General features: G+C 34.7%; 20 protein-coding genes and 1 tRNA gene. 19 read left to right on the top strand and 2 right to left on the bottom strand.

What is annotated here, in order from left to right:
* Positions 1-49: 49 nt before the first annotated feature.
* The 4 genes from OPR60_RS00250 to OPR60_RS00235 all read left to right on the top strand — a co-directional run bounded on the left by OPR60_RS00250 (position 50) and on the right by OPR60_RS00235 (position 3,076).
* On the top strand, positions 50-733 hold the full coding sequence (locus OPR60_RS00250) for an ankyrin repeat domain-containing protein (RefSeq protein WP_265039649.1): 684 nt from the start codon (positions 50-52) through the stop codon (positions 731-733).
* 63 nt (positions 734-796) lie between these two features.
* Positions 797-1,609, top strand: a complete 813-nt coding sequence (locus OPR60_RS00245; protein WP_265040287.1) for a transposase — start codon at positions 797-799, stop codon at positions 1,607-1,609.
* A 144-nt stretch (positions 1,610-1,753) separates the two neighbouring features.
* Positions 1,754-2,506, top strand: coding sequence for an IS5 family transposase (locus OPR60_RS00240; protein ID WP_265039632.1), 753 nt, complete (start codon positions 1,754-1,756; stop codon positions 2,504-2,506).
* A gap of 153 nt (positions 2,507-2,659) precedes the next feature.
* Positions 2,660-3,076: a hypothetical protein gene (locus tag OPR60_RS00235; protein ID WP_006279382.1), complete on the top strand. Its 417-nt coding sequence runs from the start codon at positions 2,660-2,662 to the stop codon at positions 3,074-3,076.
* Here the strand turns inward: OPR60_RS00235 and OPR60_RS00230 are convergent.
* Positions 3,069-3,599, bottom strand: a complete 531-nt coding sequence (locus OPR60_RS00230; protein WP_265039647.1) for a Na+/H+ antiporter subunit E — start codon at positions 3,597-3,599, stop codon at positions 3,069-3,071. The two genes, OPR60_RS00235 and OPR60_RS00230, sit on opposite strands and share 8 nt — an antisense overlap.
* Before the next feature lie 170 nt (positions 3,600-3,769).
* On the opposite strand from OPR60_RS00230, the gene OPR60_RS00225 reads away from it, so the two are divergent.
* From OPR60_RS00225 to dapA, 13 genes are all read left to right on the top strand, one after another.
* Positions 3,770-4,582 (top strand): transposase family protein, encoded by an 813-nt coding sequence (locus OPR60_RS00225; RefSeq protein ID WP_406829543.1) that lies wholly within the window; start codon positions 3,770-3,772, stop codon positions 4,580-4,582.
* A gap of 62 nt (positions 4,583-4,644) precedes the next feature.
* Complete coding sequence (locus OPR60_RS00220) at positions 4,645-6,591, top strand: ankyrin repeat domain-containing protein (RefSeq protein ID WP_265039646.1); 1,947 nt, start codon at positions 4,645-4,647, stop codon at positions 6,589-6,591.
* A 120-nt stretch (positions 6,592-6,711) separates the two neighbouring features.
* Complete coding sequence (gene smpB / locus OPR60_RS00215) at positions 6,712-7,161, top strand: SsrA-binding protein SmpB (RefSeq protein ID WP_065094569.1); 450 nt, start codon at positions 6,712-6,714, stop codon at positions 7,159-7,161.
* A 6-nt stretch (positions 7,162-7,167) separates the two neighbouring features.
* Complete coding sequence (lgt, locus tag OPR60_RS00210; protein ID WP_265039645.1) at positions 7,168-7,959, top strand: prolipoprotein diacylglyceryl transferase; 792 nt, start codon at positions 7,168-7,170, stop codon at positions 7,957-7,959.
* A gap of 279 nt (positions 7,960-8,238) precedes the next feature.
* Positions 8,239-8,991, top strand: coding sequence for an IS5 family transposase (locus OPR60_RS00205; RefSeq protein WP_265039632.1), 753 nt, complete (start codon positions 8,239-8,241; stop codon positions 8,989-8,991).
* A gap of 511 nt (positions 8,992-9,502) precedes the next feature.
* The gene (locus OPR60_RS00200) at positions 9,503-11,248 is read left to right on the top strand and encodes a type I secretion system permease/ATPase (protein ID WP_065094799.1); all 1,746 of its coding nucleotides are present in this window, start codon (positions 9,503-9,505) and stop codon (positions 11,246-11,248) included.
* A gap of 418 nt (positions 11,249-11,666) precedes the next feature.
* On the top strand, positions 11,667-12,419 hold the full coding sequence (locus OPR60_RS00195; RefSeq protein ID WP_265039632.1) for an IS5 family transposase: 753 nt from the start codon (positions 11,667-11,669) through the stop codon (positions 12,417-12,419).
* A gap of 42 nt (positions 12,420-12,461) precedes the next feature.
* Positions 12,462-13,901, top strand: coding sequence for a hypothetical protein (locus tag OPR60_RS00190; RefSeq protein WP_265039644.1), 1,440 nt, complete (start codon positions 12,462-12,464; stop codon positions 13,899-13,901).
* Positions 13,902-13,905: 4 nt separating this feature from the next.
* Positions 13,906-14,514 (top strand): hypothetical protein, encoded by a 609-nt coding sequence (locus OPR60_RS00185; RefSeq protein WP_065094800.1) that lies wholly within the window; start codon positions 13,906-13,908, stop codon positions 14,512-14,514.
* A 4-nt stretch (positions 14,515-14,518) separates the two neighbouring features.
* Positions 14,519-15,334 carry a hypothetical protein gene (locus OPR60_RS00180; protein ID WP_065094808.1) on the top strand — a complete coding sequence of 272 codons (816 nt, stop codon included), beginning with the start codon at positions 14,519-14,521 and terminating at the stop codon, positions 15,332-15,334.
* A gap of 13 nt (positions 15,335-15,347) precedes the next feature.
* Positions 15,348-15,421, top strand: a tRNA-Arg gene (locus tag OPR60_RS00175).
* Positions 15,422-15,488: 67 nt separating this feature from the next.
* Positions 15,489-15,971: a single-stranded DNA-binding protein gene (gene ssb, locus OPR60_RS00170; RefSeq protein ID WP_010082448.1), complete on the top strand. Its 483-nt coding sequence runs from the start codon at positions 15,489-15,491 to the stop codon at positions 15,969-15,971.
* A 9-nt stretch (positions 15,972-15,980) separates the two neighbouring features.
* Positions 15,981-16,952, top strand: coding sequence for a 4-hydroxy-tetrahydrodipicolinate synthase (gene dapA, locus OPR60_RS00165; protein WP_065094801.1), 972 nt, complete (start codon positions 15,981-15,983; stop codon positions 16,950-16,952).
* Positions 16,953-17,348: 396 nt separating this feature from the next.
* On the opposite strand, the gene ligA is transcribed toward dapA, so the two are convergent.
* Complete coding sequence (ligA, locus tag OPR60_RS00160) at positions 17,349-19,346, bottom strand: NAD-dependent DNA ligase LigA (RefSeq protein WP_265039643.1); 1,998 nt, start codon at positions 19,344-19,346, stop codon at positions 17,349-17,351.
* A 214-nt stretch (positions 19,347-19,560) separates the two neighbouring features.
* Here ligA and gltX point away from each other — a divergent pair, with 214 nt between their 5' ends.
* Complete coding sequence (gene gltX / locus OPR60_RS00155) at positions 19,561-20,883, top strand: glutamate--tRNA ligase (protein ID WP_265039642.1); 1,323 nt, start codon at positions 19,561-19,563, stop codon at positions 20,881-20,883.
* Between the two features lie 949 nt (positions 20,884-21,832).
* Positions 21,833-25,162 (top strand): DNA polymerase III subunit alpha, encoded by a 3,330-nt coding sequence (dnaE, locus tag OPR60_RS00150; protein ID WP_065094496.1) that lies wholly within the window; start codon positions 21,833-21,835, stop codon positions 25,160-25,162.
* Positions 25,163-25,171: the final 9 nt, after the last annotated feature.

Below are 25,171 nucleotides of genomic sequence, written 5' to 3'. Positions count from 1 at the left end.
TCCTTTTCTTTTACATAATTATGTTAGTAAATTATTAGATGGGTTTAATATGCTTTATGGAGAGAATAGGACAAATACTAATGGTTACAGATATCAGAGAACTCTAGATGCACCGACACAAAAGTTATTTAAAGCTATTGATGATGAAAACCTAGAAGCTTTTAAACAAGCTTTGGAAGGAGATGCGGATGTTAATGCGTTTGATGAAGAAGGCATGACACCTTTGATGTCTATTGCTAGAGCTTGTGATGTCACTTATGGTAGACAACCCATGTTAGAAAAAATGGCTAAATTGCTTATACAAAATAGCAGTATCGATATTAACGCTCGAAGTAGGGAATATGTTTATGAGGAAAGGCAAAAGAAAGACAGCCAAGGTCATGTAGTTTTTCAATACCTTGGAAAAGAAATAGTACGTGATGGTTTTTCGGGTTCCAAGCGCTTTACACTAAGAAATGGACGGGGATCAATAAACGCTAGTAAATTCAAGTACATTGATAGTAATGAAATAGTAACGAAAGATGATAATGAACCTATATGGTTTACTACTGATCATTTTGTAGGATATCATGAAGAAAATATTGGTTTCAAGGTTTTGACAGAAAGCTATGACGGTGTAAAGGAGGAGATAAGGACACCCTTAATACAAAAAAATACAGCCCTACATATTGCTTGCCAAGTTGGAGCTAGAGATATAGACCTGCTGCAAAAGGTGATTGAAAAAATGATGTGAGAGGGGTAGAAGAAGAATAAGCAGATCAAGTAAGGAAAAAAAATGAGCTTTAGTTACTATAATATGAAAAAACACCCAAGAAACTTTCGTAATATAACAGGTTTAAGTATAGAGGAGTTCGAAAAAGTAGTAGAAAAAGTGAGGTCTGGATGGAAAAAACTTGAAAAACAGAAAAAGTGTCATGGTAGAAGATCAAAACTACCAACTCTGGAAGATAAGTTGTTTTGCGTAATTTTGTACTATCGCACTTACATAACACATAGATTTTTAGGATGCCTATTCAATGTGCACAACGCAAATGTATGTAGGTTACTTAAGAGAATAGAGCCATTACTCGCCAAAAAAGTGACTATAACAAAAGATAGAAGTATGACGCCAGAAAAAATACTGAAGATTTTGGCTGATGTTACAGAACAGCAAATACAGAGGCCAGAAGATAGTAAAAAACGGAAGAAATCATATTCAGGAAAAAAAAGAACCAACACTATGAAAACTGAGATTATTATCGAAGAAGGAGGAAGAATTTTATCAGTGTCAAAGTCATACCGTGGTAGAATTAGTGATTTTCGCATAAGGAAACAAGAAAAATATTTACCACTTGATAGCATAAAACATGCTGATTCTGGATATCAAGGTTGGCAAAAATTGCAAAGCAATGTTATAATTCCATATAAAAAGTATCGTAAAAAGCCATTAACTCCAGAGCAGAAAGAGCATAATAGAAGGTTAGCATCATTTAGAATGAGAGTAGAAAATAAGATCCGAGAGATAAAGATATTTAAGATTATGTCGAATGTTTATCGCAATTTTCAGAAAAAATATAACTTGAGGTTCAATATTATTGCTGGTATTGTAAATCTTAAGCACGCCTTTTAGTTAACCTTGATTTTATTCACCCTCCTTTCCTTTTTTTTATCGCTTGATTCGCAGCAGGTCTCTAGGCTCTGTGGACAAAAAATATGAAAAGAGAGAAAAAGATGGTAGTTTAGCCTAATAGGTAAAAAATGGAGAAACTACCATATGCAATATTACATCAAAGAGGAAAATTGGAAACAAATTTTAGAGTTCATAAAAAGCGTAAAAGGAATGCACAGCAAAGATGAAAAACGTTTAAGAATATTCATAGAGGCAGTGTGGTACATAGTGCGAAGTGGTTGCCAATGGAGACTTTTACCAAAAACTTATGGTAATTACAGGAGTATACATAAGCGATTTAAAAGATGGTGTGAAAGAGATGTCTGGAAAAAATTGCTTGAATATACTAAACAAGAGCCTGATTTAGAAGTTGCTATAATCGACGGTACGATCATTCGAGCCCATCCATGTTCATCTGGATATACAAAAAACTCCAAGGATCAAGAAGCTTTAGGGAGGAGCAAAGGTGGCTTTACAACTAAAATACATGCGCTTGTCGATGCACTTGGAAATCCACTTAAATTTACTCTGACTCCTGGTCAAAGAAATGAAATTACGCAGGCACAAGTGTTGACCGAAAGTATCTATAACTCTACTGTAGTAGCTGACAAGGGCTACGATAGCAATGCCTTTGTTACAAGTCTTGAAGACAAGGGATGTACAGTAGTTATTCCGCCAAAACGGAATCGAAAAGTGCAAAGGTATTACGATGAGCATATCTACAAAGAACGTCATTTGATTGAGTGTTTTTTTGGTAAAATTAAAAATTTTAGGCGCATTTTTTCCAGATTTGATAAAACTGCTGAGGTTTTTATTGGTTTTCTCAATTTTGTTGGAGCTCTTGTATGGCTTCTCTAAAATTTTGTCCACAGAGCCTAGCTTTAATGCTTAGATATTGTGCTATTTTTGTATAATATACTACTATAAGTATATATTTTTGTAATCGCGTTATTATTTATTTAACAAAGTATTAGTATAATTTATTACACTGAATTAAATGGAGAAAGTTCAATGAGTAAATTACCGAACAATGCAAAAATAGGTAAATCTCAGGTTACTCAGTGGGAGGTAATAAAAAATTGTGAATATGCTGATAATTGCTTGTCAAAAATAGTAACTTTGTACGTTATTAGAATAACTCAGCTATCAGATTTTTATACGAGTGACGAACCTGAAATTAACACTGTTTTAGCAAGAATAAGCGTGACAAGTGAAAATGTATTTTTAAACAAGGCTACTACTATTGAAGTTATGGAAGGTATTTTTCCGTATAAATTTAACAGCAAGAAGAGAAATAACATATTAAGGTTAGAAGATTTATATAATTATTTATGTTCTATTGTTAACAATAGCCTTCCAAAAGAAATGCTTGAAAGTCTTGTAAGGGAATATAAGGATGCTGTTAACTTATTTAAAGCAATTACTTAACTGAACGTAGTATTTTTAAGATTTTATTTTCTATTTCAGAAACGCCGCTTTCAAGGTTTTTATCTATCAAGCATATGGTAGACAAATACGTTTTTTGCTTGCTTTCAACATTGATAGTTAAAGTTCCAGGAGTGATTGTAACTGAACTAGCAAATAATGCAATGCTTTCATCATTATGCCCTTTGCATTTTCTTAGGATAATGATCGGTTCAAGCTTAGATTTGAGTTGTAGCACCTTTTTTGTTACATAAACACTTGATAAAATGATTTGGTACATTAACCACGGTATATAACTTCCGAACTTATAAAACGACAGTCTACTCGTACCATTTAAAATCTGACTAAGAGCGCTTTCAGCGTTTATCAACCGTCTAAAGATAAACAATGTGAATATAGAGGAAAACACTCCACAAAAAATAAAAAACGGCTCAAAATAACCAGACAATACAGTCCATAAAACAAATAAAGTTATAAACGACAGAGAAAAAAATTTGATTTCCTTCCTAAAGTTGAGGTTTTTCATAGTCTGTAATATAACTTAAATGACTCTTTAAGGAAAGATAATAACGAATATTTAGGTTCTTGACTTCTATAGACCTGCTGCAAAAGGTGATTGAAAAAATGATGTGAGAGGGGTAGAAGAAGAATAAGCAGATCAAGTAAGGAAAAAAAATGAGCTTTAGTTACTATAATATGAAAAAACACCCAAGAAACTTTCGTAATATAACAGGTTTAAGTATAGAGGAGTTCGAAAAAGTAGTAGAAAAAGTGAGGTCTGGATGGAAAAAACTTGAAAAACAGAAAAAGTGTCATGGTAGAAGATCAAAACTACCAACTCTGGAAGATAAGTTGTTTTGCGTAATTTTGTACTATCGCACTTACATAACACATAGATTTTTAGGATGCCTATTCAATGTGCACAACGCAAATGTATGTAGGTTACTTAAGAGAATAGAGCCATTACTCGCCAAAAAAGTGACTATAACAAAAGATAGAAGTATGACGCCAGAAAAAATACTGAAGATTTTGGCTGATGTTACAGAACAGCAAATACAGAGGCCAGAAGATAGTAAAAAACGGAAGAAATCATATTCAGGAAAAAAAAGAACCAACACTATGAAAACTGAGATTATTATCGAAGAAGGAGGAAGAATTTTATCAGTGTCAAAGTCATACCGTGGTAGAATTAGTGATTTTCGCATAAGGAAACAAGAAAAATATTTACCACTTGATAGCATAAAACATGCTGATTCTGGATATCAAGGTTGGCAAAAATTGCAAAGCAATGTTATAATTCCATATAAAAAGTATCGTAAAAAGCCATTAACTCCAGAGCAGAAAGAGCATAATAGAAGGTTAGCATCATTTAGAATGAGAGTAGAAAATAAGATCCGAGAGATAAAGATATTTAAGATTATGTCGAATGTTTATCGCAATTTTCAGAAAAAATATAACTTGAGGTTCAATATTATTGCTGGTATTATAAATCTTAAGCACGCCTTTTAGTTAACCTTGATTTTATTCACCCTCCTTTCCTTTTTTTTATCGCTTGATTCGCAGCAGGTCTTATGTTAAAAGATATAACAACTAAGTTATGTATTTTAAGTGAGGAAGTTATGAAATATGACAAATTTATGGAAATATTAAAAAAAATAAATGACCTTTCAGATTTGAGCAAGGACAATATGGTTGAAAAAATAAAAGCTAAGTTACAAGAAGAAGATCCAGATTTATGTCAAGAGTGGGAAAAGAGTAAACCTGACAACGATAGTGGGTCTGGCATAAATTACATATTTACTATATCTTGTGGTCAAAATTCTAAGAAAGTCAAATTGTTACATCTTGCTTCTTATTGGAACTGTGCAAATGTAGCAAAAGCTCTGATTGAAAACGGGGCAGATATTAATGCAGAACATGATAATAAAATTACTCCTTTACATATTGCTGCTCACTATGGCCACGAAGATGTAGTAACCATTCTAACTGGAAAAGGAGCAATTGTTGATGCAAAAAATGGTGATGGATGGACTTCTTTACATTTTGCTGTTGAAAAGAACCACGAAAATGTAGTAAACACTCTAATTGGAAAAGGAGCAGATGTTAATGCAAAAAATGATAAAGGATGGGCTCCTTTACATCTTGCTATTACAAATGGCCACAAAGAGATAGTACAAGTTCTATCAAAAGCAAAAGGAATCGACGTTGATGCAAAAAATAGTGATGGGTATACTCCTTTACATTTTACTGTTGCAAAGGGCCGCGAAGATATAGTAGAAATTCTCATTGCAAAAGGAGCAGATGTTAGTGCGAAAGATAATGATGGACGTACTCCTTTAATGCTTGCTCGAAAAGGCCATGAAGCGATAAAAAAAGCTCTATTAAAGGCACAAGAGAACATCAAAGCTTTGCCTTCAGCTGTTAAACATAATAATGAGGAGGAGGAGGTGAAAAACCTATTAAATAAAGGAGTAAACGTTAATGCAAAAGATGATGATGGATGTACTCCTTTACATCTTGCTGCCAGAGAGGGCTGCGAAGATGTAGTAAAAACTCTCATTGCAAAAGGAGCAAATGTTAATGCAGAAGGTATTGAGTACAAGACTCCTTTACATCTTGCTGCTGCAAAGGGCCATAAGGATGTAGTAGAAACTCTAATTGCAAACAAAGCAAATGTTAATGCAAAAGATGATGATAGATATACACCTTTACATCTTGCTGCTGAAGGGAACCACATAGAGGTAGTAAAAATTCTAGTTGAGAAAGCAGATGTTAATATAAAGGATGCTGATAGATGGACTCCTTTGCATGTTGCTGCTGAAAATGGCCACGAAGATGTAGTAAAAACTCTAATCGCAAAAGGAGCAAAGGTTAATGCAAAAAATGTTGATAGACGTACTTCTTTACATCTTGCTGCTAAAAATGGCCACGAAGATGTAGTAAAAACTCTAATCGCAAAAGGAGCAGAGGTTAATGCAAACAAAGGTGATAAACGTACTCCTTTACATCTTGCTGCTGAAAATGGCAAGAGAAAAGTGGTGGAAGCTCTGCTAGAAGCTGGAGCAGACTCTTCATTAAAAAATGTTGATGAAAAAACGCCAAGAGACCTTACTAAAGATCAAGGTATAGTTCAGCTTTTAGAGGAAGCGGAAAAAAAGCAAACGTTAAAAAATGAGAATAAAAAAACGCCAAAGGATCTTACTGAAAATAAAGATGCAATGCAGCTTCCAGAGAAAAAGGAAGAAAAACAGGTTGGAAAAAATGCAATTATGAAAGAAAAAGAACAGTCTGCAAAAAATGCAATTGTAAAAGGTGTTATTGTGTGTTTTGTAACTGCAGTGATAGTTGGTGTTGCACTTGCATTTGCTACTGCCCTATCCGTACCAGCAATAATTGGACTAGCTGCAGGATCTGCGCTCATAGTTGGTGCTGGTCAATATATAATGTCAAAGCCTAAAACTGAAATGAAAGAAGTAAAGGAACTTGTGCCTAGAGAGACAGAAAAAGCACTTACTTGATTTTTGTTATCCTGTTGCTATCAGACTAGCCTGGCACCTTATATTTATTGGGATAACTGTTTTATTATGAATTAAGTCAAAAACTCTGTAATATATTGAAGCTTAAAGATATCTTTAGATATGGAAGTTATTGCAGAAAATAGGAAAGCAAGGTTTGAATATTTCATCTTAGAAGAATTTGAAGCGGGTATGGTCTTATTAAGCAGTGAAGTTAAATCGCTAAGAGAAAGAAAAGTAAATATTTCCGACGCCTACGTTGTTGAAAAGAATAGCGAAGTATGGCTGCACAATATGCATATTGCAGAATATAAAGCTGCGAACCGAAAAAATCATAAACCAAAAAGGGAACGTAAATTACTCTTGCATAAAAAGGAGATAAATAAACTAATTGGTCAAATCAAGACTGCTGGGATAACTGTTGTGCCGCTTTTGGTCTATTTTAACGATAAAGGATTGGCAAAAACTAAAATTGCCATTGTAAAAGGAAAAAAACTCTACGATAAGAGAGCAACCATAAAACAGAGAGAGTGGGATCGTGAAAAAAGTAGATTGTCTAAGAATAATTTATAGCAAAATATGTCTTTAAATCCAGTAATTTTCAGCATCGGTCCTGTTTCTATATATTGGTATTCCTTAGCCTACGTTTTGGGTATAGTGTTTGCATATTGGTATTTACATAGGCTAGATGACCAAAAAATATTTACTAAGAATTTTTACGATTCGTTATTAACAGCCACTATTGTAGGTATTATCCTTGGAGGTAGACTTGGCTACGTATTGATATATGATCCAGTTCTTTATATAAGCAACCCTATTGAGATATTGAAGACCTGGGAAGGAGGGATGTCATTTCATGGTGGTGCTATAGGAGTTTTGCTTGCAGTAATAATTTCGTGTAAAAGACATAACATTCCTATATTTTATGTACTGGACCTAATTTCTTGCGGAGTTCCCATAGGTTTATTTTTAGGTCGCATAGGCAATTTTATAAACGGAGAGTTATTTGGCAGAGTTACAACTATGCCATGGGGTATGGTATTTCCAGAGAGTGGTGATAATTTGCTGCGTCATCCAAGCCAGCTTTATGAGGCACTTTTTGAAGGACTGCTACTTTTTGCAGTTGCAAATTCACTGTTTTTCTTAACTAGAATAAGACTGTATCACGGTGCGTTAACTGGTATTGCAGTTATGTGGTATGGAATAGCACGTTTTTTCGTTGAGTTTTTTCGCGAACCAGACTATCAAATTGGCTATTTGTGGCTTGATTTAACTATGGGGCAGTTGCTTTCTATACCTATGGTTTTGCTAGGAATGCTTGTATATCTAGGCGCATTAAATTTAAAATTTAATACGAAATCTGTCACATAGAGAAAAGGTGAGTTCAATAGAAAAATGTAGCCAGAAGCCCCACATTATGCACAATTGTACGAATTTTCTGCGTTGCAGTAGAATGAATCGGTGGGCTTTGTTGCATCGCTAGCTATGATGGATTAAAGATAAAAAAGGTGGAGAATATCAGTAGCTTATTATTCTGGTATTTACAACAAGAACGGTCAGTGAATACCTAGGCTCTGTGGACAAAAAATATGAAAAGAGAGAAAAAGATGGTAGTTTAGCCTAATAGGTAAAAAATGGAGAAACTACCATATGCAATATTACATCAAAGAGGAAAATTGGAAACAAATTTTAGAGTTCATAAAAAGCGTAAAAGGAATGCACAGCAAAGATGAAAAACGTTTAAGAATATTCATAGAGGCAGTGTGGTACATAGTGCGAAGTGGTTGCCAATGGAGACTTTTACCAAAAACTTATGGTAATTACAGGAGTATACATAAGCGATTTAAAAGATGGTGTGAAAGAGATGTCTGGAAAAAATTGCTTGAATATACTAAACAAGAGCCTGATTTAGAAGTTGCTATAATCGACGGTACGATCATCCGAGCCCATCCATGTTCATCTGGATATACAAAAAACTCCAAGGATCAAGAAGCTTTAGGGAGGAGCAAAGGTGGCTTTACAACTAAAATACATGCGCTTGTCGATGCACTTGGAAATCCACTTAAATTTACTCTGACTCCTGGTCAAAGAAATGAAATTACGCAGGCACAAGTGTTGACCGAAAGTATCTATAACTCTACTGTAGTAGCTGACAAGGGCTACGATAGCAATGCCTTTGTTACAAGTCTTGAAGACAAGGGATGTACAGTAGTTATTCCGCCAAAACGGAATCGAAAAGTGCAAAGGTATTACGATGAGCATATCTACAAAGAACGTCATTTGATTGAGTGTTTTTTTGGTAAAATTAAAAATTTTAGGCGCATTTTTTCCAGATTTGATAAAACTGCTGAGGTTTTTATTGGTTTTCTCAATTTTGTTGGAGCTCTTGTATGGCTTCTCTAAAATTTTGTCCACAGAGCCTAAATTTGAGTAAAAGAAATTTCACTATCACTCACTAATCCGGCTAAAATTCAAGAATTTCAATGCTTTAGCTATTTTCAATAGAATTAAATTTATTAATATAAATAACAAATTACTATTCTTAAATTTGATCAGATTGATTGCAAAAAAACAAGATTTTCAATAAGTTGCTTATAATCCTAATTATAGTTAGCCTTTCATAAGTAGCGATGCAATAAAGCCATCCCAGTGTCAGCTACTTTCATGACACCATTTGCTGTGCAGTTTACTTTCAAAAATGAATGTTCGTACAGCTATAGAATGAATCGCGGTATGACGTAGCTTCGCTATAGGCAACGAAGGAAATATCAACTATACTTCTTTTTACCATTGTTTATATTTCCTATTCACATATATTAATATTTTACTCACTTAAAGTAAGCTAACTACCGTTATTAATATTTTTGTAATAAAAATTGTATATGGTGCATGTAATCAAATTAAGAGGAAGATTGTGGAAATTACGCCATCAATAAAAAAAGAATTGAAGCAAAGTACTCTATATATTTGCCTAGAAAAATGCAAAAGTGCATTTTGGTTTATCTTTTGGTTTAGTGCGGGAATCAATTTATTAATGTTATTCCTACCACTTTATACCTCTCAAGTGCTTGATCGGGTGATATCGAGCGAAAGTGTATCAACACTAACTATGCTGACAATTATCACTTTATCTGCATTTGCATGTTCTGCAATGCTTGAAACTTGTCGATATTTAGCCATGGCGAAAATAGGTGATTGGATCGATAAAACTGCAACACCAGATTTGATAGTAAGGTCAATTAGATTAACATCAGTGCAGAGCTCAACTTCAAGTGGTGAAGCAATACGAGATCTCGGAGTGATAAAAAATTTCATTACAGGAAATGGCATATTCTCACTGTTTGATACTCCATGGTCGTTAATTTACCTTGTTGTGATTTTCATGATACATACCTCCACGGGGTTCATAGCTATTACTGGAATCATCATATTAGTCTCTATGGCAATATGGAATGAACTTGCCACTAAACGAATATTACAAGAAACCAACGAAGAAACTATACGGAATATCAATGCTATAGATGTTGCAACAAGAAATGCAGAAGTGGTTGAAGCTATGGGCATGTCAGAATTCATAGTCTCTGATTGGTGTAAACGAAATGATCAGAACCGAGCAATGCAAATTAAAGCACAAAATCGCTCTAATGTAATTACTGGAATCACTAAATTTTTGCGCTCAACTCTGCAAATATCAGTGATTGGAACAGGTGCATTACTTGCAATCACAGCTCATAAGACTGCCGGTAGCATCATCGCTGCTTCAATTTTAATGGGTAGAGTATTAGCACCATTTGATGCTGCGGTTCATACTTGGAAGTTTTTAAATCAGGCTAGAATGTCATATGGAAGGCTACAAAGACTTATATTAACATCGCCAAAAAGAGAGCAAACGATGGCTCTACCAGAACCTGAAGGAAAATTGGAATTTGATAGAGTATTTTTTACTCCTTATGGAAGCAATAAGCCGACAGTAAAAGGAATATCATTCATTATAGATCCTGGAGATGTAGTTGGTGTTATTGGTGCAAGTGCTTCTGGTAAATCCACTATCGCAAAATTAACTGTTGGTGTATGGAAGCCAATATCTGGTGTAGTCAGACTAGATGGCGCTGATGTATATACTTGGAATCGAGAAAATTTTGGTAATTATGTTGGCTACTTACCTCAGGATATTGAGTTATTTAACACTAGTGTCAAAGCTAATATTGCTCGCATGAGGCCAGATCCAAATCCTGAAGAAATAATCAAAGCAGCAAAAATTGCAGGAATACATGAACTAATACTAAGCTTACCAAATGGATATGATACAACAATAGGAGGTCCTGGAGGAGTAACGCTCTCTGGCGGCCAAAAACAGCTTCTTGGACTTGCCAGAGCTTTTTATGGTCACACAAAACTTTTAGTACTTGATGAACCAAACGCTAACTTAGATAGCAATGGAGAGGCATGCTTAATTAATGCAATTGGCATTGCAAGAAAACAAAATACTACTACTGTTATCATCACTCACAAGCTACCGTTATTGTCCGTAGTTGATAAGGTGATCCTCATGTCAGATGGTGTCATTTACGCTATGGGACCAAAAGATGAGATTTTGAGCAAATTAGTTGCTCCATCATCAAGTACCACAGAAGATGAGCGCTCTTCAGCAAATGGTTAGTTTACTTACAATAAATTCTGTATCTGAAATAACAACTGTTCCAGAAAAATATATATTTCTTTACCATTAGAAATAATATTACAAGAATAGTAAATAGATTAATAACTCTTATTAATTAAAGTCAATCGGCAGATATAGCTAAAGTGGCTTAGGTTTACCTACAATTTGAAAAACAACAAATTCGTCTTAATGAATTTTCTTAATTTGTTATCTAAATAACTTAATATTAGTGGTAATTTTATAAAAAATTATAATATAAATAATGTTGCTGCGAAAATTTATAACAATATTTCCCTCTAACGTTTAATGAATTTCAATAAATTGCCTTTTTAATTCTAGGCTCTGTGGACAAAAAATATGAAAAGAGAGAAAAAGATGGTAGTTTAGCCTAATAGGTAAAAAATGGAGAAACTACCATATGCAATATTACATCAAAGAGGAAAATTGGAAACAAATTTTAGAGTTCATAAAAAGCGTAAAAGGAATGCACAGCAAAGATGAAAAACGTTTAAGAATATTCATAGAGGCAGTGTGGTACATAGTGCGAAGTGGTTGCCAATGGAGACTTTTACCAAAAACTTATGGTAATTACAGGAGTATACATAAGCGATTTAAAAGATGGTGTGAAAGAGATGTCTGGAAAAAATTGCTTGAATATACTAAACAAGAGCCTGATTTAGAAGTTGCTATAATCGACGGTACGATCATCCGAGCCCATCCATGTTCATCTGGATATACAAAAAACTCCAAGGATCAAGAAGCTTTAGGGAGGAGCAAAGGTGGCTTTACAACTAAAATACATGCGCTTGTCGATGCACTTGGAAATCCACTTAAATTTACTCTGACTCCTGGTCAAAGAAATGAAATTACGCAGGCACAAGTGTTGACCGAAAGTATCTATAACTCTACTGTAGTAGCTGACAAGGGCTACGATAGCAATGCCTTTGTTACAAGTCTTGAAGACAAGGGATGTACAGTAGTTATTCCGCCAAAACGGAATCGAAAAGTGCAAAGGTATTACGATGAGCATATCTACAAAGAACGTCATTTGATTGAGTGTTTTTTTGGTAAAATTAAAAATTTTAGGCGCATTTTTTCCAGATTTGATAAAACTGCTGAGGTTTTTATTGGTTTTCTCAATTTTGTTGGAGCTCTTGTATGGCTTCTCTAAAATTTTGTCCACAGAGCCTAGATAAGTATATGCTTTGTTAATATGTTTAGTTCAAAATCCAAAAGTAAGTTTATGCTTTCTATTGGAGAAGAAGGCATAATGTTACTATATTTTAAAAATAATACTTTAAATAAAAGGTATTTTGTTAAGGGCAAAAACGATAAAGCAGTTTCCGATTTAATTTCATGTCTTTCGTCAGATAAAAAAGCACCTTTATACCTGGTGCTTAATCATGCAGATCAAAATTACTCGCTACAGTTTATTACAAGGGCAAACAAGATTAGTGCCTATCTATCAGCAAAAACAAAGATGGAGCATTTTTCTCGTAATAATGACATAAGTTCAGTTTTTTTGGTTGAGAAGCCAAACAAATTCAATCAAAACTGGTGCTATCTTCTTGTTTCATCAAAAGCAAAGCATTTAGTAGAATATTGGTTGAATGTGTTTATTGAGATAGGCTCCAACTTTAAGGGAATATTAATGTTTCCTATAGAAATAAGTAATATAACAAAAAAGATTCTACATAAAGATCCTAATAATTGGAAAATTATAGTTGCTGCAACTAAAACGGGAGGCTATAGACAAGTGGTTCTTAAAGAGAATAAAATGGTATTTACGCGCTTAACATCATTTACTAATGATAATTTACCAGGAATTATCGCTGGTGGAATATATCAGGAAGTGCAAGATACTATTCGATCCTTAACTAAGTTTGGGTTTGAAAAAAATAACCCTATCGACCTTTGTATCATAGTGTCAGAAGATATCAAAGCTAGTTTATCAGTCATAAATTTTTCAGAGAACAGTGTGAACATATTAACTCCATATGAGTTAGGCAAACTATTAGGAGCAGAACTAGCTATAAGTGAAAAAGATAACTTTTGCGATACCATAATTTTGTTTCATAGCTTTAAGAATAAATTAGCAGCTATTTTTAATACAAAGGAAACTAAAGAATTTTATCTATTCAATTACCTTTATTTAAACTCTCCTCGAATTTTTCTATACTTCGCCCTGGTTTTAGTTATAACAAACACCCTTTGTTTGCTAAATTTGTATTCAAATTTCAATGTCGCTGATAATTTATCAGCAAAGCAGAACACCTTAAATAACCAATTAACAAAACTTAGCCAAAGCTATAATGTAAAAAAAATAGATGAAATTTATGATTTTATTAATATCAATAATATTTTATCAAAAATAGAATGCTCTCCTCTTACACAAGTTAAGTATGTAGAAAAGTTAAAAATACCAGGTATAGAGCTTCGATCATTTGAATGGAATTATAATGAGGCAAAAAGTTATATTACCACAACTTTAAAGTTTAATTTTCAATCCGGTAAAAATATTTCTCATCAATACGAGAAACTACGAAAAAATTTAAACGATAATTTTCGTACCTATGACATTAATATTTCTAGCTTACCTGCTGCTAAAGAGCAAAATCTATCTATTGATGTTGAAATAGGAGAGGCAATGTAGATTAATGACTATCTCTCAATTAAAAAGAAAAGCTACAATTCAGTTTATATCGTATTTGTTATTATCTGTTGGATTAATAGGGTTATTAACATATGTTGTTATCTATAACGAAAAGATTTATAATAAAAACCAAATTGCGATTGATAAAATACGTTCTATTAATTTACAGATTACTGGAATTCAAAAAAAGGAAGTTGTTCTAAATAAAAACCTAGATTTATGGAAAAAAATTTCTTCTTCAAATTTACATAGTAGCAGATACATTGCAAATTTAAATTTCGAGCTTAGCAAGTTATATAAAAAGTACTATATATTAGAACCTGAAATATCAATTTCTATACCCGAAGAAGTTGAGCTCCACAACAAAAGTGAACGCACAAAAGTAATAAAAAGTGAAGTGGTCCTAAATTTAAGCTCAATCAGCGATAAGCATATTTTTTTATTTCTACAGTCTATTCCAAATCTGCCCGGTTATGTTATGATCAAATCTCTTATTTTAAATAAGCAGAGAAATATTGATGCTGCAACTATGAATCAGATTTTGAATGGTAATATGATAGAGATAGTGAGAGCTAATATAGTCTTTGATTGGTATACTATATTAAGTAGATAAGGTGATGAACATAAAGCTGTTTTTTATTTTTACGCTACTCATTTCCAATGTTAATGCATATTGCAGTTGTGAAGATATCATAGAAAGCATAGAAATTTGTAAGGAGTATTCTTGCCGACAATATATTGGCAATGAAGATTTTATTGAGCATAAAATATTAGGATTAAATAGTGGAAATTTATGCGTATATATAGAAAAACAAGGTAATGATGAAATGGTTTGTCATCATTCTCAGTATGGAATGATGATAGAAAAAAGATATTTTGAAAGTATTCTTAAAGTTGGCAATCAAGAAATCGACGATTTTATTGATATAGCAAATTTGCGTGCAAAAGAGTGTTTCTTTATCAACAATCAAAAACTAAGCTATACAGATCGGGACGATATAATAAGAGAAGCAGTGGAAAGTGACTTTGACGTTTTGTCACAATATAGTAACGTAAAAAGCATTTTTTTTGATGAAGAGCCAGTTAATAGAATGGTCAATGAAATGGAAAAGTTCAATTTACGATCTTCAAGAGCTGTAAAAGAGGAGGTATCAGATAATTTCAACTGTAAGGTAGTGAGTTTAGACTCAATTTTATATCTTTCTCCCGATACATGGAAAATATGGGTAAATGGAAAACTGTTTATAAATACCAAGGATTTAAAAGTGCACTCAGTCACTGAAAATTATGTAACTTTTGTATGGACCGTAGATCAAAAAGCAATAAAAAAGCATGCGAATGATTCTCAAAATGTATATTTTGGATATGGGAGTATTATGTTTACGCTTTATCCAAAACAAAAATTTGACTTGGATGGCTTATCTATTAAATAACTTAAATATATATGCGCTTGTAGCTCAGTTGGATAGAGCGTTGCCCTCCGGAGGCAAAGGCCGTGGGTTCGAATCCCTCCAAGCGCACTTTTAATTAAATTTGACAATAGTATTTTCACATAAGATAATAAAAGGATTTATTTAGAGCATAATTATGTCTGGTGGTACCATAAACAAAGTCATACTAGTTGGTAATTTAGGAAAAGATCCTGAAATTAGGACTACACAAAATGGAAAAGAAATGGCAAGTTTTTCAATAGCCACGTCTGAAAGTTGGACTGACAAACTTTCCGGTATGCGCTCTGAAAAGACAGAGTGGCATAATATCGTAATTTTTAGTGAAGGATTAGTAAAAATCGTCAAAGATTTTGCACGCAAAGGCAGTAAAGTTTATGTTGAAGGTTCTTTGAGAACTAGAAAATGGACTGACCAAAACGGTGGTGAAAGATACACAACAGAGGTGGTTCTATATAATTTTAATAGCGCTCTTACTCTCTTGGATTCACGAAATAGTGCGCCAAATTCTGATTACAAGCCAAGTGAATACAAACAAGGTGAAACAGAACAAAAAGATAAACACGAAAGTTTTGACAACGATATAAAAGATGAACTACTCGACGATGAAATACCATTTTAACAATTTAAATTGAAATCTACATTTTTATGGACTGCTTGTGTTACTCCTTTTAATTGCAATGGGGATAGCATAGATTATAGCAGTTTGCAGCGTTTACTGACAATGCAAGTTAAAGCTGAAAATGGCGTAGTGTTGCTGGGTAGCACAGGTGAGAGCCTATCGCTTACTGATTCTGAAAAACGCGAGTTAGTTGAATTTGTATGTAAGCTAAAATTAAATACAAAAATTATAATTGGCGTACCAGGGGTGAATCTATATCAGGCTCTTGAATGGCTTGATTTTTGCAAGGGTATGCCTATTCACGGCTATCTAATGACAACTCCCATTTATGCAAAGCCCGGAATTATGGGGCAGACTTTATGGTTTGAAAAGCTACTTGAAAGAGCACATGTGCCGGCTATGCTTTATAATATTCCATCAAGAGCAGGAGTGAGTCTCCACGCTGAAACTGTACGCAACTTATCCAGCCATGAAAAATTTTGGGCTATCAAAGATTCCAGTGGCACCGTTGATACTTTAGCTCAGTATAAGAAAGTTGCACCAAATATTGAGGTCTTTTGCGGAGATGATAATATGATATCTGATATGGCCGCTTATGGTGCGGCTGGTCTGGTTTCTGTTGCTGCCAATGTTTGGCCGCGTGTAGCGCATGAATACGTTAAGCAATGTCTGAACGACGAACTCTCTTCACTGTCATTCCAGCGCGTGACGCTGGAATCCAGAAGGAAACCTGCTCAAATGACAGAAAATGACATGAAAAGTTCAACAGATATCTGGCAACAAGCCTGCAAAGCACTATTTATTGCCAGCAACCCAATACCTACTAAAGCACTTTTGCATGATATTGGTCTTATAGAACATCAAACTGTCCGCCTACCGCTCAGCACAGAAGACTTGCCGTCTGTTGATGAGATAAAAAAAGCAACCGAAATAATTCTAAATTTGGAGAAAGTTAATCATTGTTGTCATCCTATGGCTTGACCCACAACTGTACGAACACTGCAATATGGTACGATATCATATAGTAAACGACGTCATGAAGGTAGCTGACACTGGTTCCTTTATGACGGCAGTGCTTGACACTGGGATGGCTTTGTTGCATCGCACCTTATGCGGTAGTAATTTACGATAAATTCATGTAGCCATTTCGAATTTAGCCATACCAATGTCAGTAAATTGATTGTATCTGTTCAGGCAATGGCGTCAACTTAAGGAAAAATATCAGCGATAGTGTATAAAATTTCTCTCTAAATTTTTTATCATTAAATTATCCAAAGAGTGCAATAAACAGCACTTTTGTTTCTGTTTTATTTCAACAAAGAAGTCTAAAATGTGTCCTTAAGTTGACGCCATTGCCTGAACGGATACATCCAAGTGTCATTTGAGCACTCCCAAACTTATCACTTTATGCCACTGGTCTTCATCTAAAATTTCTACACCTAATTCCACTGCCTTTTTATATTTGGATCCTGGTTTTTCTCCTGCAATTAGGTAGTCAGTTTTAGCAGAAAGATGTGAGCTGACCTTTGCTCCTAGAGTTTTGGCTCTTACTTTTGCCTCTCCTCTACTCATAGCAAGTAGCCTACCAGTAAACACTATAATTTTATTATTTAAAACAGAGTCACTAGAGTTGGAGCTCGCAGGAAGAATTTGAAGACAAGCAGTAAGATCATTTAACATTTTAATGTTATGTTCCTTAGAAAAAAATGATTCCAAAGATTCAGCCACTTTTTTTCCTATGCCGTCTATACCTACTAGCTCAGTATTATCTGATGACAGTTCAATCATCGAATTATACCAATTATCATAAGAAACATAATAATCTGCGAGCAATTCTGCTGCAACTTGGCCAATAAATCTAATACCTAAAGAAAATATAAACCTATCTAGAGTTATTACCCTTCTGCTTTGTATAGCATTTAATAAATGAGCTATTGATTTCTTGCCCCAACCAGACTGTTCTTCCAGATTAAATTCATCCAATTTTTCTTCTAAAGTAAAAATATCATGGATTTGTTTTATCAGACCAAGGTCGTAAAAAAACTCTATCTGCTTATCACCAAGGCCAACAATGTCAAATGCATCTTTCGATACAAAATGCTTTAGTTTTTCTATTATTTGAGCTTTACAGGCAAATTCCTCAGGACATCTTACTGCCGCCTCTCCCTCAACCTGACGTACTTTACTACCACATTCAGGGCATACTTCAGGAAACACAAATTCAGGTGTATTTGGAAGACGAGAATCTCTGCTTACTTCAACGATCTGGGGAATTACATCCCCTGCTCTTTTGATTGTTACAATATCTCCCTCTCTTATGTCTTTACGTTTTATCTCATCTTGGTTATGCAGACTTGCTCTACTAACTAGCACCCCACCAACATTGACTGGCACTAAATCTGCAACTGGAGTTAAAACCCCTGTTCTGCCCACCTGTATAAATATCTTGTTTAACTTTGTTTTTGCATAAACCGCAGAAAACTTATATGCAAGTGCTGAGCGCGGTGCTTTGTGAGTATTCCCTAGACGATTTTGTAGTACCAAATCATTTACTTTATAGACTATTCCATCAATATCATAATCCAAGTTATAGCGACAATTATAGATCTCGTTATAGAACTTCAGCATTCCATCCAAACTACTCGTTAAGGACTGATGCTCATTTACGCAAAAACCAAGTACCTCAAGCTTATTTAGTATTTCACTTTGACTTTTCTCTGCCCCACCAATTAAAGAATAAGCAAAATATCTAAGTGGTCTACTTGCTGTAATGTTTGCATCCAATTGCTTTAGAGAACCAGCGGCTGCATTTCGAGGATTGGCAAATTCATCGTTTTCATTTAACTTTAAAAAGTCGCTGTTACTGATGTATATTTCACCTCTTACTTCTAGTCTTCCTTGCACACCTTGCAAAAACTTAGGAAAGCCTTTTATTGTTGCAACATTGTGAGTGACATCTTCTCCTACAAAACCGTCGCCTCGAGTTGCAGCTTTAACAAATCTTCCATCCTCATAAATTGCAGAAAACGACAACCCATCAATTTTTGGCTCACATAATATCTCTATTTTGTCCTCAATTAAAAACCTCTTTATTTTAGACAAAAATTTCTCTACACCTTGTTCATCATAAGCATTCTCAAGGGAAAGCATAGGTTCTTGATGTTCCACCTTAGAAAACCTCTCATCAGGTGAAGCACCAACACTATCTTGTGTTGCATAAGCTTCTGGAAGTTGTGCCTTTATTTCAGCTAACTTTTTCTTCAGTTCATCATATTCAGCATCACTTATTTCTGGCTTATTTTTTTGGTGATATAAAACATTATGATAATTTATTTGATCTTGTAGTTTTTCTCTCATCTTTTCTAAGTTAGTCATGATACCAATATAATGCTACATTAGCCTTTGTTGTCAAGCTGTGAATTTTCTTGAATTTATCATATGGTCTTAATCCATCAAATATCAAAGGTGCCACAATGCTATAGCCATACTTATTCTTCTCTTGCTCAATTGTATTAGCAGATCTCACTTGCTTTAGCCATATGTTTATATAAAATTAAAATAAATTAGAGTAAACAATATTGCTATTTAAATGCTAACAAGATTCGCTCCAAGCCCAACTGGCTACCTCCACGTAGGAAACGTACGAACTGCTTTGGTTTGTTGGATGTACACACGCAATCAAAATGGAAAATTTTTACTCCGTTTTGATGATACTGACCTTCAGCGTTCAGATGTCAAATATATAAATGATATCATACAAGACTTGAAATGGATTGGCATAGATTGGGATGCAAGTTTCAAGCAATCAGAGCGCTTTGAGCGTTACAATGAGGTGTTTTTGCAGTTAATAAAAGAAGGGCATATTTATGCATGCTATGAAACAAGAGAAGAGTTAGACATTAAACGAAAATTGCAGTTAAAACAAGGACTTCCCCCGGTATATGACAGAAGCGCGTTACTTCTAACTGAGCAAGAGAAAATTCGTTATGAGCAAGAAGGAAGAAGACCACATTTTAGATTTAAATTGGATAGAAATGAAGTTGTTAAATGGAATGATGAAGTTAAAGGTGAAATAAATATTGCAACCAGTAGCGTCAGCGACCCTGTGGTAAAAAGAGAAGATGGAATTTACACATACATGTTACCTTCTGCTATCGATGATGTTGACTTTAATGTAACTCATATTGTACGCGGGGAAGATCATGTAACTAATACCGCAGTTCAGATCCAAATGATTAAAGCATTAAAAGCGAAAATTCCTATGTTTGCTCACCTTTCTCTGCTACATTTTGATGATAGCAAGATATCGAAACGGAAAGGCGGGCTGGATATCAAGTCCATAAGAGAAGATGAGACTGAACCAATGGCGCTAACTAGCTATTTAGCAAAACTTGGAACATCTGATCCGATAGAAGCTCATGTTGACATACAGTCTTTAATTGACTCATTTGATATTAAAAAATTTAGCTCAGCATCTGCACAATTCAGCTTGAGTGAAGTATACAAGCTAAACAGCAAAGTGCTGCAACAAATGCCATTTGAAATGGTGCAAGACCGTTTAGATCAAATTGGAGTGGACTCCTCAGAGTTTTGGTATTTTATAAAGAACAATATAGAAAGGTTTTCTGAGGTGGCTAAGTGGTGGAAAATATGCAAATCTGATATAGAGCCTGTGATTCTTGATAAGGAGCTTATAAAAATCGCGCTCAATACATTGCCTCAAGACGATTATAATGAAAACACATTATCAGAGTGGGTCAAAGCCATTCGACAAACAGTGGATATAAAGGCAAAAAACCTATTTACGCAGTTGCGTTCAGCTTTAACAGGAACAGAAACAGGACCAGAGCTCGCTAAATTATTAATTTTTATCGGCAAAGAAAATATCATTGCAAGGTTAAAAGAAAAGTGAAAACTAAAGAATTATAGCTAATGCAATCCCTACATTATACCGCGATTCATTCGCGGTATCTCTTAGCCGCTAACAAGTAGCGGGATGACGATTGTCAGGGTGTCACTCCAGCGCCCCTATGATGTCATCCGAGTAGCCGACACTGGTTTCCATCCAAGACGGTGTCATTCCAGTGCTTGACACTGGAATCCAGACTTTAATTGTTATACTTGTAAATAATCTGGTGAAAATAAACGTTCATCTCAAAATGCAGTATTTTTGTTGAAATAGCTCAACTGGATCCCAGTGTCTGGGCACTGGGATGACACCATAGGAGGCTACTTGGATGACAAAAAAAGGAGCTCTGGAATGACACCTCTCTTGGGCTCTTTTAGCTACAAACATTAAGAAATTTACCAAATGAAAAAAAAGGCAAAAGAAGCCCTGGGGTTATTATCCGCTTTAAAATATTGGCGTTTTTTATATTTTAAACGCTTGACAAGCGAAATTCAGCTGCTTTTAATTGCAACTAACCTACGCTGCAAATGTTTAAGAAATTTACTAAGCAGAAAAAAAGACAAAGAATCCCCGAGTTAGCTAGTCTTTTACTATCTCTGTCGAGTATTGGCATTTTTTGATGTCTTGTAACGCTTTATAAGCGCGTTCAGCTTATTTAGATAAAAATCTAGATGTAGATGAAGTTTTGTAAAGACATACAGTATCTATATACTGCAAAAAATTAAACATAAGACGCCGATACATTAAGTAATCCTTACCTTTTAATCTGCAGATTGGCGAAAGCAAATACAATAGCTTCAGTTTCATGATAAGGGGGCTGGCGGAGTTTGTCAAGTAAGTTTTTTGTATTTTAACCTTAGATTTGAGAAATCTTATAGGCTTTTGTTCTCATGAAAATTATGTTCTCATGAGTAAATTAATGTTATCCTTTTTTGTTGATCTAAAGTTTCTTATGTTCATACACTTACGTGTTCACAGTGTTTATTCGCTTCTTGAAAGCTCGGTTAAAATTGAGGAGCTGATCGGCCTTTGTTTGCGAAATAAAATGCCAGCGGTTGCAATTACTGATTCAGGTAATTTATTTGGTTCACTTGAGTTTGCAGAATATGCAGCAAGTAGAGGAATACAGCTAATAATAGGATGCAATATTATAGTAAAACATTCAGAACAAAATTTACCTATATTATTGCTTGCAAAAAATGAGCAAGGATATACTAATTTAGTCACTTTGGTGAGTGAGTCTTTTAGAAAGCGCAAGAATAACAGTGATATTCCTTACGTTGATTTTGATGAGCTATTGAATTTAAGTACGGGTCTGATCGCTTTAACCGGTGGATGTTTGGCTCAACTATTGTTGGGGCAAGATAAAGAAACGGTTGAAAAACTGCTTTCAGCATTCAATGGTCATTTATATGTTGAATTGCAGCGTCATGGGTTGAATAAAGAGCTAGAGCTTGAAGAAGCTTTGATAGACTTTGCTTATCAGCGCAATATACCACTAGTTGCAACGAACGATGTATTTTTTCCAAATAGGTCTGACTATGAGGCTTATGATATATTAACGTGTATATCGGAGGGGAGTTATGCCCTGGAGAATAACAGAAAGAAGTTAACTACCGAGCATTACTTCAAATCTGTGGCAGAAATGGAGGAGCTGTTCAGCGACATTCCCGAAGCAATTCATAACACTTTAGTGATAGCTAAGCGGTGCTCTTACATGCCAAGAAGCAGGCAGCCTATTTTGCCTAAATTTCCTTGTCGAGAAAATAAAACTGAGAATGAAGAACTGAGGGAGCAGGCAGTTGCAGGATTAGAATTCCGTATTGCGAATGAGACAGACATAGACCTTAAACAATACTACGATCGGCTGAATTACGAACTGAGTGTGATAACTTCGATGAACTACGCTGGCTACTTTTTGATAGTTTCTGATTTCATTCGTTGGAGCAAAGCAAATGGCATTCCAGTTGGTCCAGGAAGAGGCTCTGGTGCTGGATCAATTGTTGCTTGGGGCTTGCAGATTACAGACCTTGATCCAATAAAGTTTGGCCTAATATTTGAAAGATTTTTGAATCCTGATCGTGTATCGATGCCTGACTTTGATATCGATTTCTGCCAAGAGAAAAGGGACCTGGTTATTGATTATGTTCAGAAAAAGTACGGTTATGTTGCTCAAATAATCACTTTTGGTAAATTGCAAGCAAGGGCAGTATTGCGTGATGTTGGTAGAGTATTACAAATGCCTTACTCTCAAGTGGATAAAATATCTAAAATGGTTCCATTTAATCCAGTAAATCCTGTAACTTTATCGCAAGCGATAGAGTTTGATCAAAATCTGCAGAAAGAACGGGATAGTGATGAAGTAATTGCAAAGCTCCTTGCTATATCTCTTAAGCTCGAAGGAATATATCGTCACGTTTCAACTCATGCTGCTGGAATTGTAATATGTGATCAAAAGTTGGAAAATTTTGTTCCTGTGTACTACGATCCAAATTCGGCTCTGCCAATCACTCAATACAGCATGAAATATGTGGAAAAAGCTGGGCTAATAAAATTTGATTTTCTTGGACTTGGTACGCTAACGCTAATAGATCATGTGTGTCGTTTAATTAATCGTGATGAAAAAAAGATCGATATTTCTTTAGTTTCTTTGAATGATCAAAAAACCTATGAGATGCTCTCTAGCGGTGATTCAATTGGAGTGTTCCAGCTTGAAAGTTCGGGAATGAGAGAAGCTTTAATCAAGTTAAAACCAGACTGCATCGAGGACATCATCGCTTTAATCTCCCTTTATCGTCCAGGACCTATGGATAACATTCCAACTTATGTTGCAAGAAAACATGGACTTGAAAAGCCAGATTATATTCATCCGTTACTCGAGGAAGTATTAAAAGAGACATTTGGGGTAATAATTTACCAAGAACAAGTGATGGAAATAGCCCGTATTCTTTCCGGCTATAGCTTAGCGGAAGCAGATCTGCTGAGACGTGCTATGGGTAAGAAAATCAAGGAAGAGATGGATAAACAACGTGAACTTTTCATCCAAGGGGCAACGAAGAATGGCGTTGATTATGACAGGGCAAGTTATATTTTTGACCTTGTTGCAAAATTTGCTGGTTATGGGTTCAATAAATCTCATGCTGCAGCATATGCGGTGATATCTTATCAAACGGCTTACCTTAAAGCTAATTATCCATTAGAATTTTTTACAGCACTAATGAATCTGAATATTGATGATAGAGATAAACTGAATTTATTTTATCATGCAGCAAAGTTTAGTGGCGTTACCGTTCTTCCACCTGATATAAACAAGTCTCAAGCTGAATTTTCAATAGAGGATGAACGCATACGTTATGGTATTGCTGCCTTGAGGAATGTTGGTTTTTCTATAGCAGAAGGAATAGTGAACGTACGTTCAAGCGCTTGTAAGGACATATGGGAATTCATTCAAAATTCAGGTCATACAATAAATAAGAGAGCGCTAGAAAGCCTGATTAAATCCGGAGCATTCGATAGCGTGCATAAGAACAGAAAGCAGCTATATGAGTCAATGGACACGCTGATTTACTTTGCAAATAAAAACAAACAGGATAGAGAATCAAGTCAAGCTGCTTTGTTTGGTAGTCTTGATGTCCTCAAACCGAAACTTGAGAATGTGGAAGATTTTGATGAAGAGGAAAAATTAGAACATGAGTTATTTTCACTAGGATTTTATTTAACTAATCATCCGCTTGAAAAATTTAGAACTCTTCTGGAAAAGTTAAATATTGGGTTTATCGGAGAAAATAGAACAGCAAAAACTGCTGGGGTAATATTAAATACACGTATGAGAACTTCAGAGCGTGGAAGGTTTGTTATCCTCACACTTTCTGATCCCCATAACGTTTCTGAAATAGCATTCTATAATAATGAAATAATAGAAGAAAAAAGAGATTTATTTTCACCAGGAACATTTGTGATAATTGATCTTGAAGCTTCGGAAAATACAACAAGATTGGCAGGCAAAGATATATCTGAGTTTACAAAAAGAATCACTTCTACAATAAAAGAATTAGTTCTCACCACTGAGTGCACGGATTCGCAAAAAGCCGCTATGGAATTAAACACAATATTGAAAGATGAAGGCAGAACCAAAATAATGCTAAAACTTCTTCTCGAAAAACATAAAGTGAGCATCTTATTACCAGGTGCATACTCAATTGCTCCTCAAGTAATTTATGAAATATCTAACTTAAGCTGGATTAAAGGCGTAGAAATTAATACAAATAACTTGCTTATATAAAAAAGCTTT

It is taken from the genome of Wolbachia endosymbiont (group A) of Trypoxylon clavicerum (assembly GCF_947251665.1).
GTDB classification, from domain to species: domain Bacteria; phylum Pseudomonadota; class Alphaproteobacteria; order Rickettsiales; family Anaplasmataceae; genus Wolbachia; species Wolbachia pipientis.
The sequence above is the reverse complement of the archived record's forward strand: the minus strand, read 5'-3'. Positions and strand labels throughout refer to the sequence as shown.

Bases quoted from the DNA above. Each gene is read 5' to 3' on its own strand.
- OPR60_RS00250 (WP_265039649.1), top strand. From the start codon at position 50: ATGCTTTATGGAGAGAATAGGACAAATACTAATGGTTACAGATATCAG.
- OPR60_RS00245 (WP_265040287.1), top strand. From the start codon at position 797: ATGAAAAAACACCCAAGAAACTTTCGTAATATAACAGGTTTAAGTATA.
- OPR60_RS00240 (WP_265039632.1), top strand. From the start codon at position 1,754: ATGCAATATTACATCAAAGAGGAAAATTGGAAACAAATTTTAGAGTTC.
- OPR60_RS00235 (WP_006279382.1), top strand. From the start codon at position 2,660: ATGAGTAAATTACCGAACAATGCAAAAATAGGTAAATCTCAGGTTACT.
- OPR60_RS00230 (WP_265039647.1), bottom strand. From the start codon at position 3,599: ATGAAAAACCTCAACTTTAGGAAGGAAATCAAATTTTTTTCTCTGTCG.
- OPR60_RS00225 (WP_406829543.1), top strand. From the start codon at position 3,770: ATGAAAAAACACCCAAGAAACTTTCGTAATATAACAGGTTTAAGTATA.
- OPR60_RS00220 (WP_265039646.1), top strand. From the start codon at position 4,645: ATGTTAAAAGATATAACAACTAAGTTATGTATTTTAAGTGAGGAAGTT.
- smpB (WP_065094569.1), top strand. From the start codon at position 6,712: ATGGAAGTTATTGCAGAAAATAGGAAAGCAAGGTTTGAATATTTCATC.
- lgt (WP_265039645.1), top strand. From the start codon at position 7,168: ATGTCTTTAAATCCAGTAATTTTCAGCATCGGTCCTGTTTCTATATAT.
- OPR60_RS00205 (WP_265039632.1), top strand. From the start codon at position 8,239: ATGCAATATTACATCAAAGAGGAAAATTGGAAACAAATTTTAGAGTTC.
- OPR60_RS00195 (WP_265039632.1), top strand. From the start codon at position 11,667: ATGCAATATTACATCAAAGAGGAAAATTGGAAACAAATTTTAGAGTTC.
- OPR60_RS00190 (WP_265039644.1), top strand. From the start codon at position 12,462: ATGTTTAGTTCAAAATCCAAAAGTAAGTTTATGCTTTCTATTGGAGAA.
- OPR60_RS00185 (WP_065094800.1), top strand. From the start codon at position 13,906: ATGACTATCTCTCAATTAAAAAGAAAAGCTACAATTCAGTTTATATCG.
- OPR60_RS00180 (WP_065094808.1), top strand. From the start codon at position 14,519: ATGAACATAAAGCTGTTTTTTATTTTTACGCTACTCATTTCCAATGTT.
- ssb (WP_010082448.1), top strand. From the start codon at position 15,489: ATGTCTGGTGGTACCATAAACAAAGTCATACTAGTTGGTAATTTAGGA.
- ligA (WP_265039643.1), bottom strand. From the start codon at position 19,346: ATGACTAACTTAGAAAAGATGAGAGAAAAACTACAAGATCAAATAAAT.
- gltX (WP_265039642.1), top strand. From the start codon at position 19,561: ATGCTAACAAGATTCGCTCCAAGCCCAACTGGCTACCTCCACGTAGGA.
- dnaE (WP_065094496.1), top strand. From the start codon at position 21,833: ATGTTCATACACTTACGTGTTCACAGTGTTTATTCGCTTCTTGAAAGC.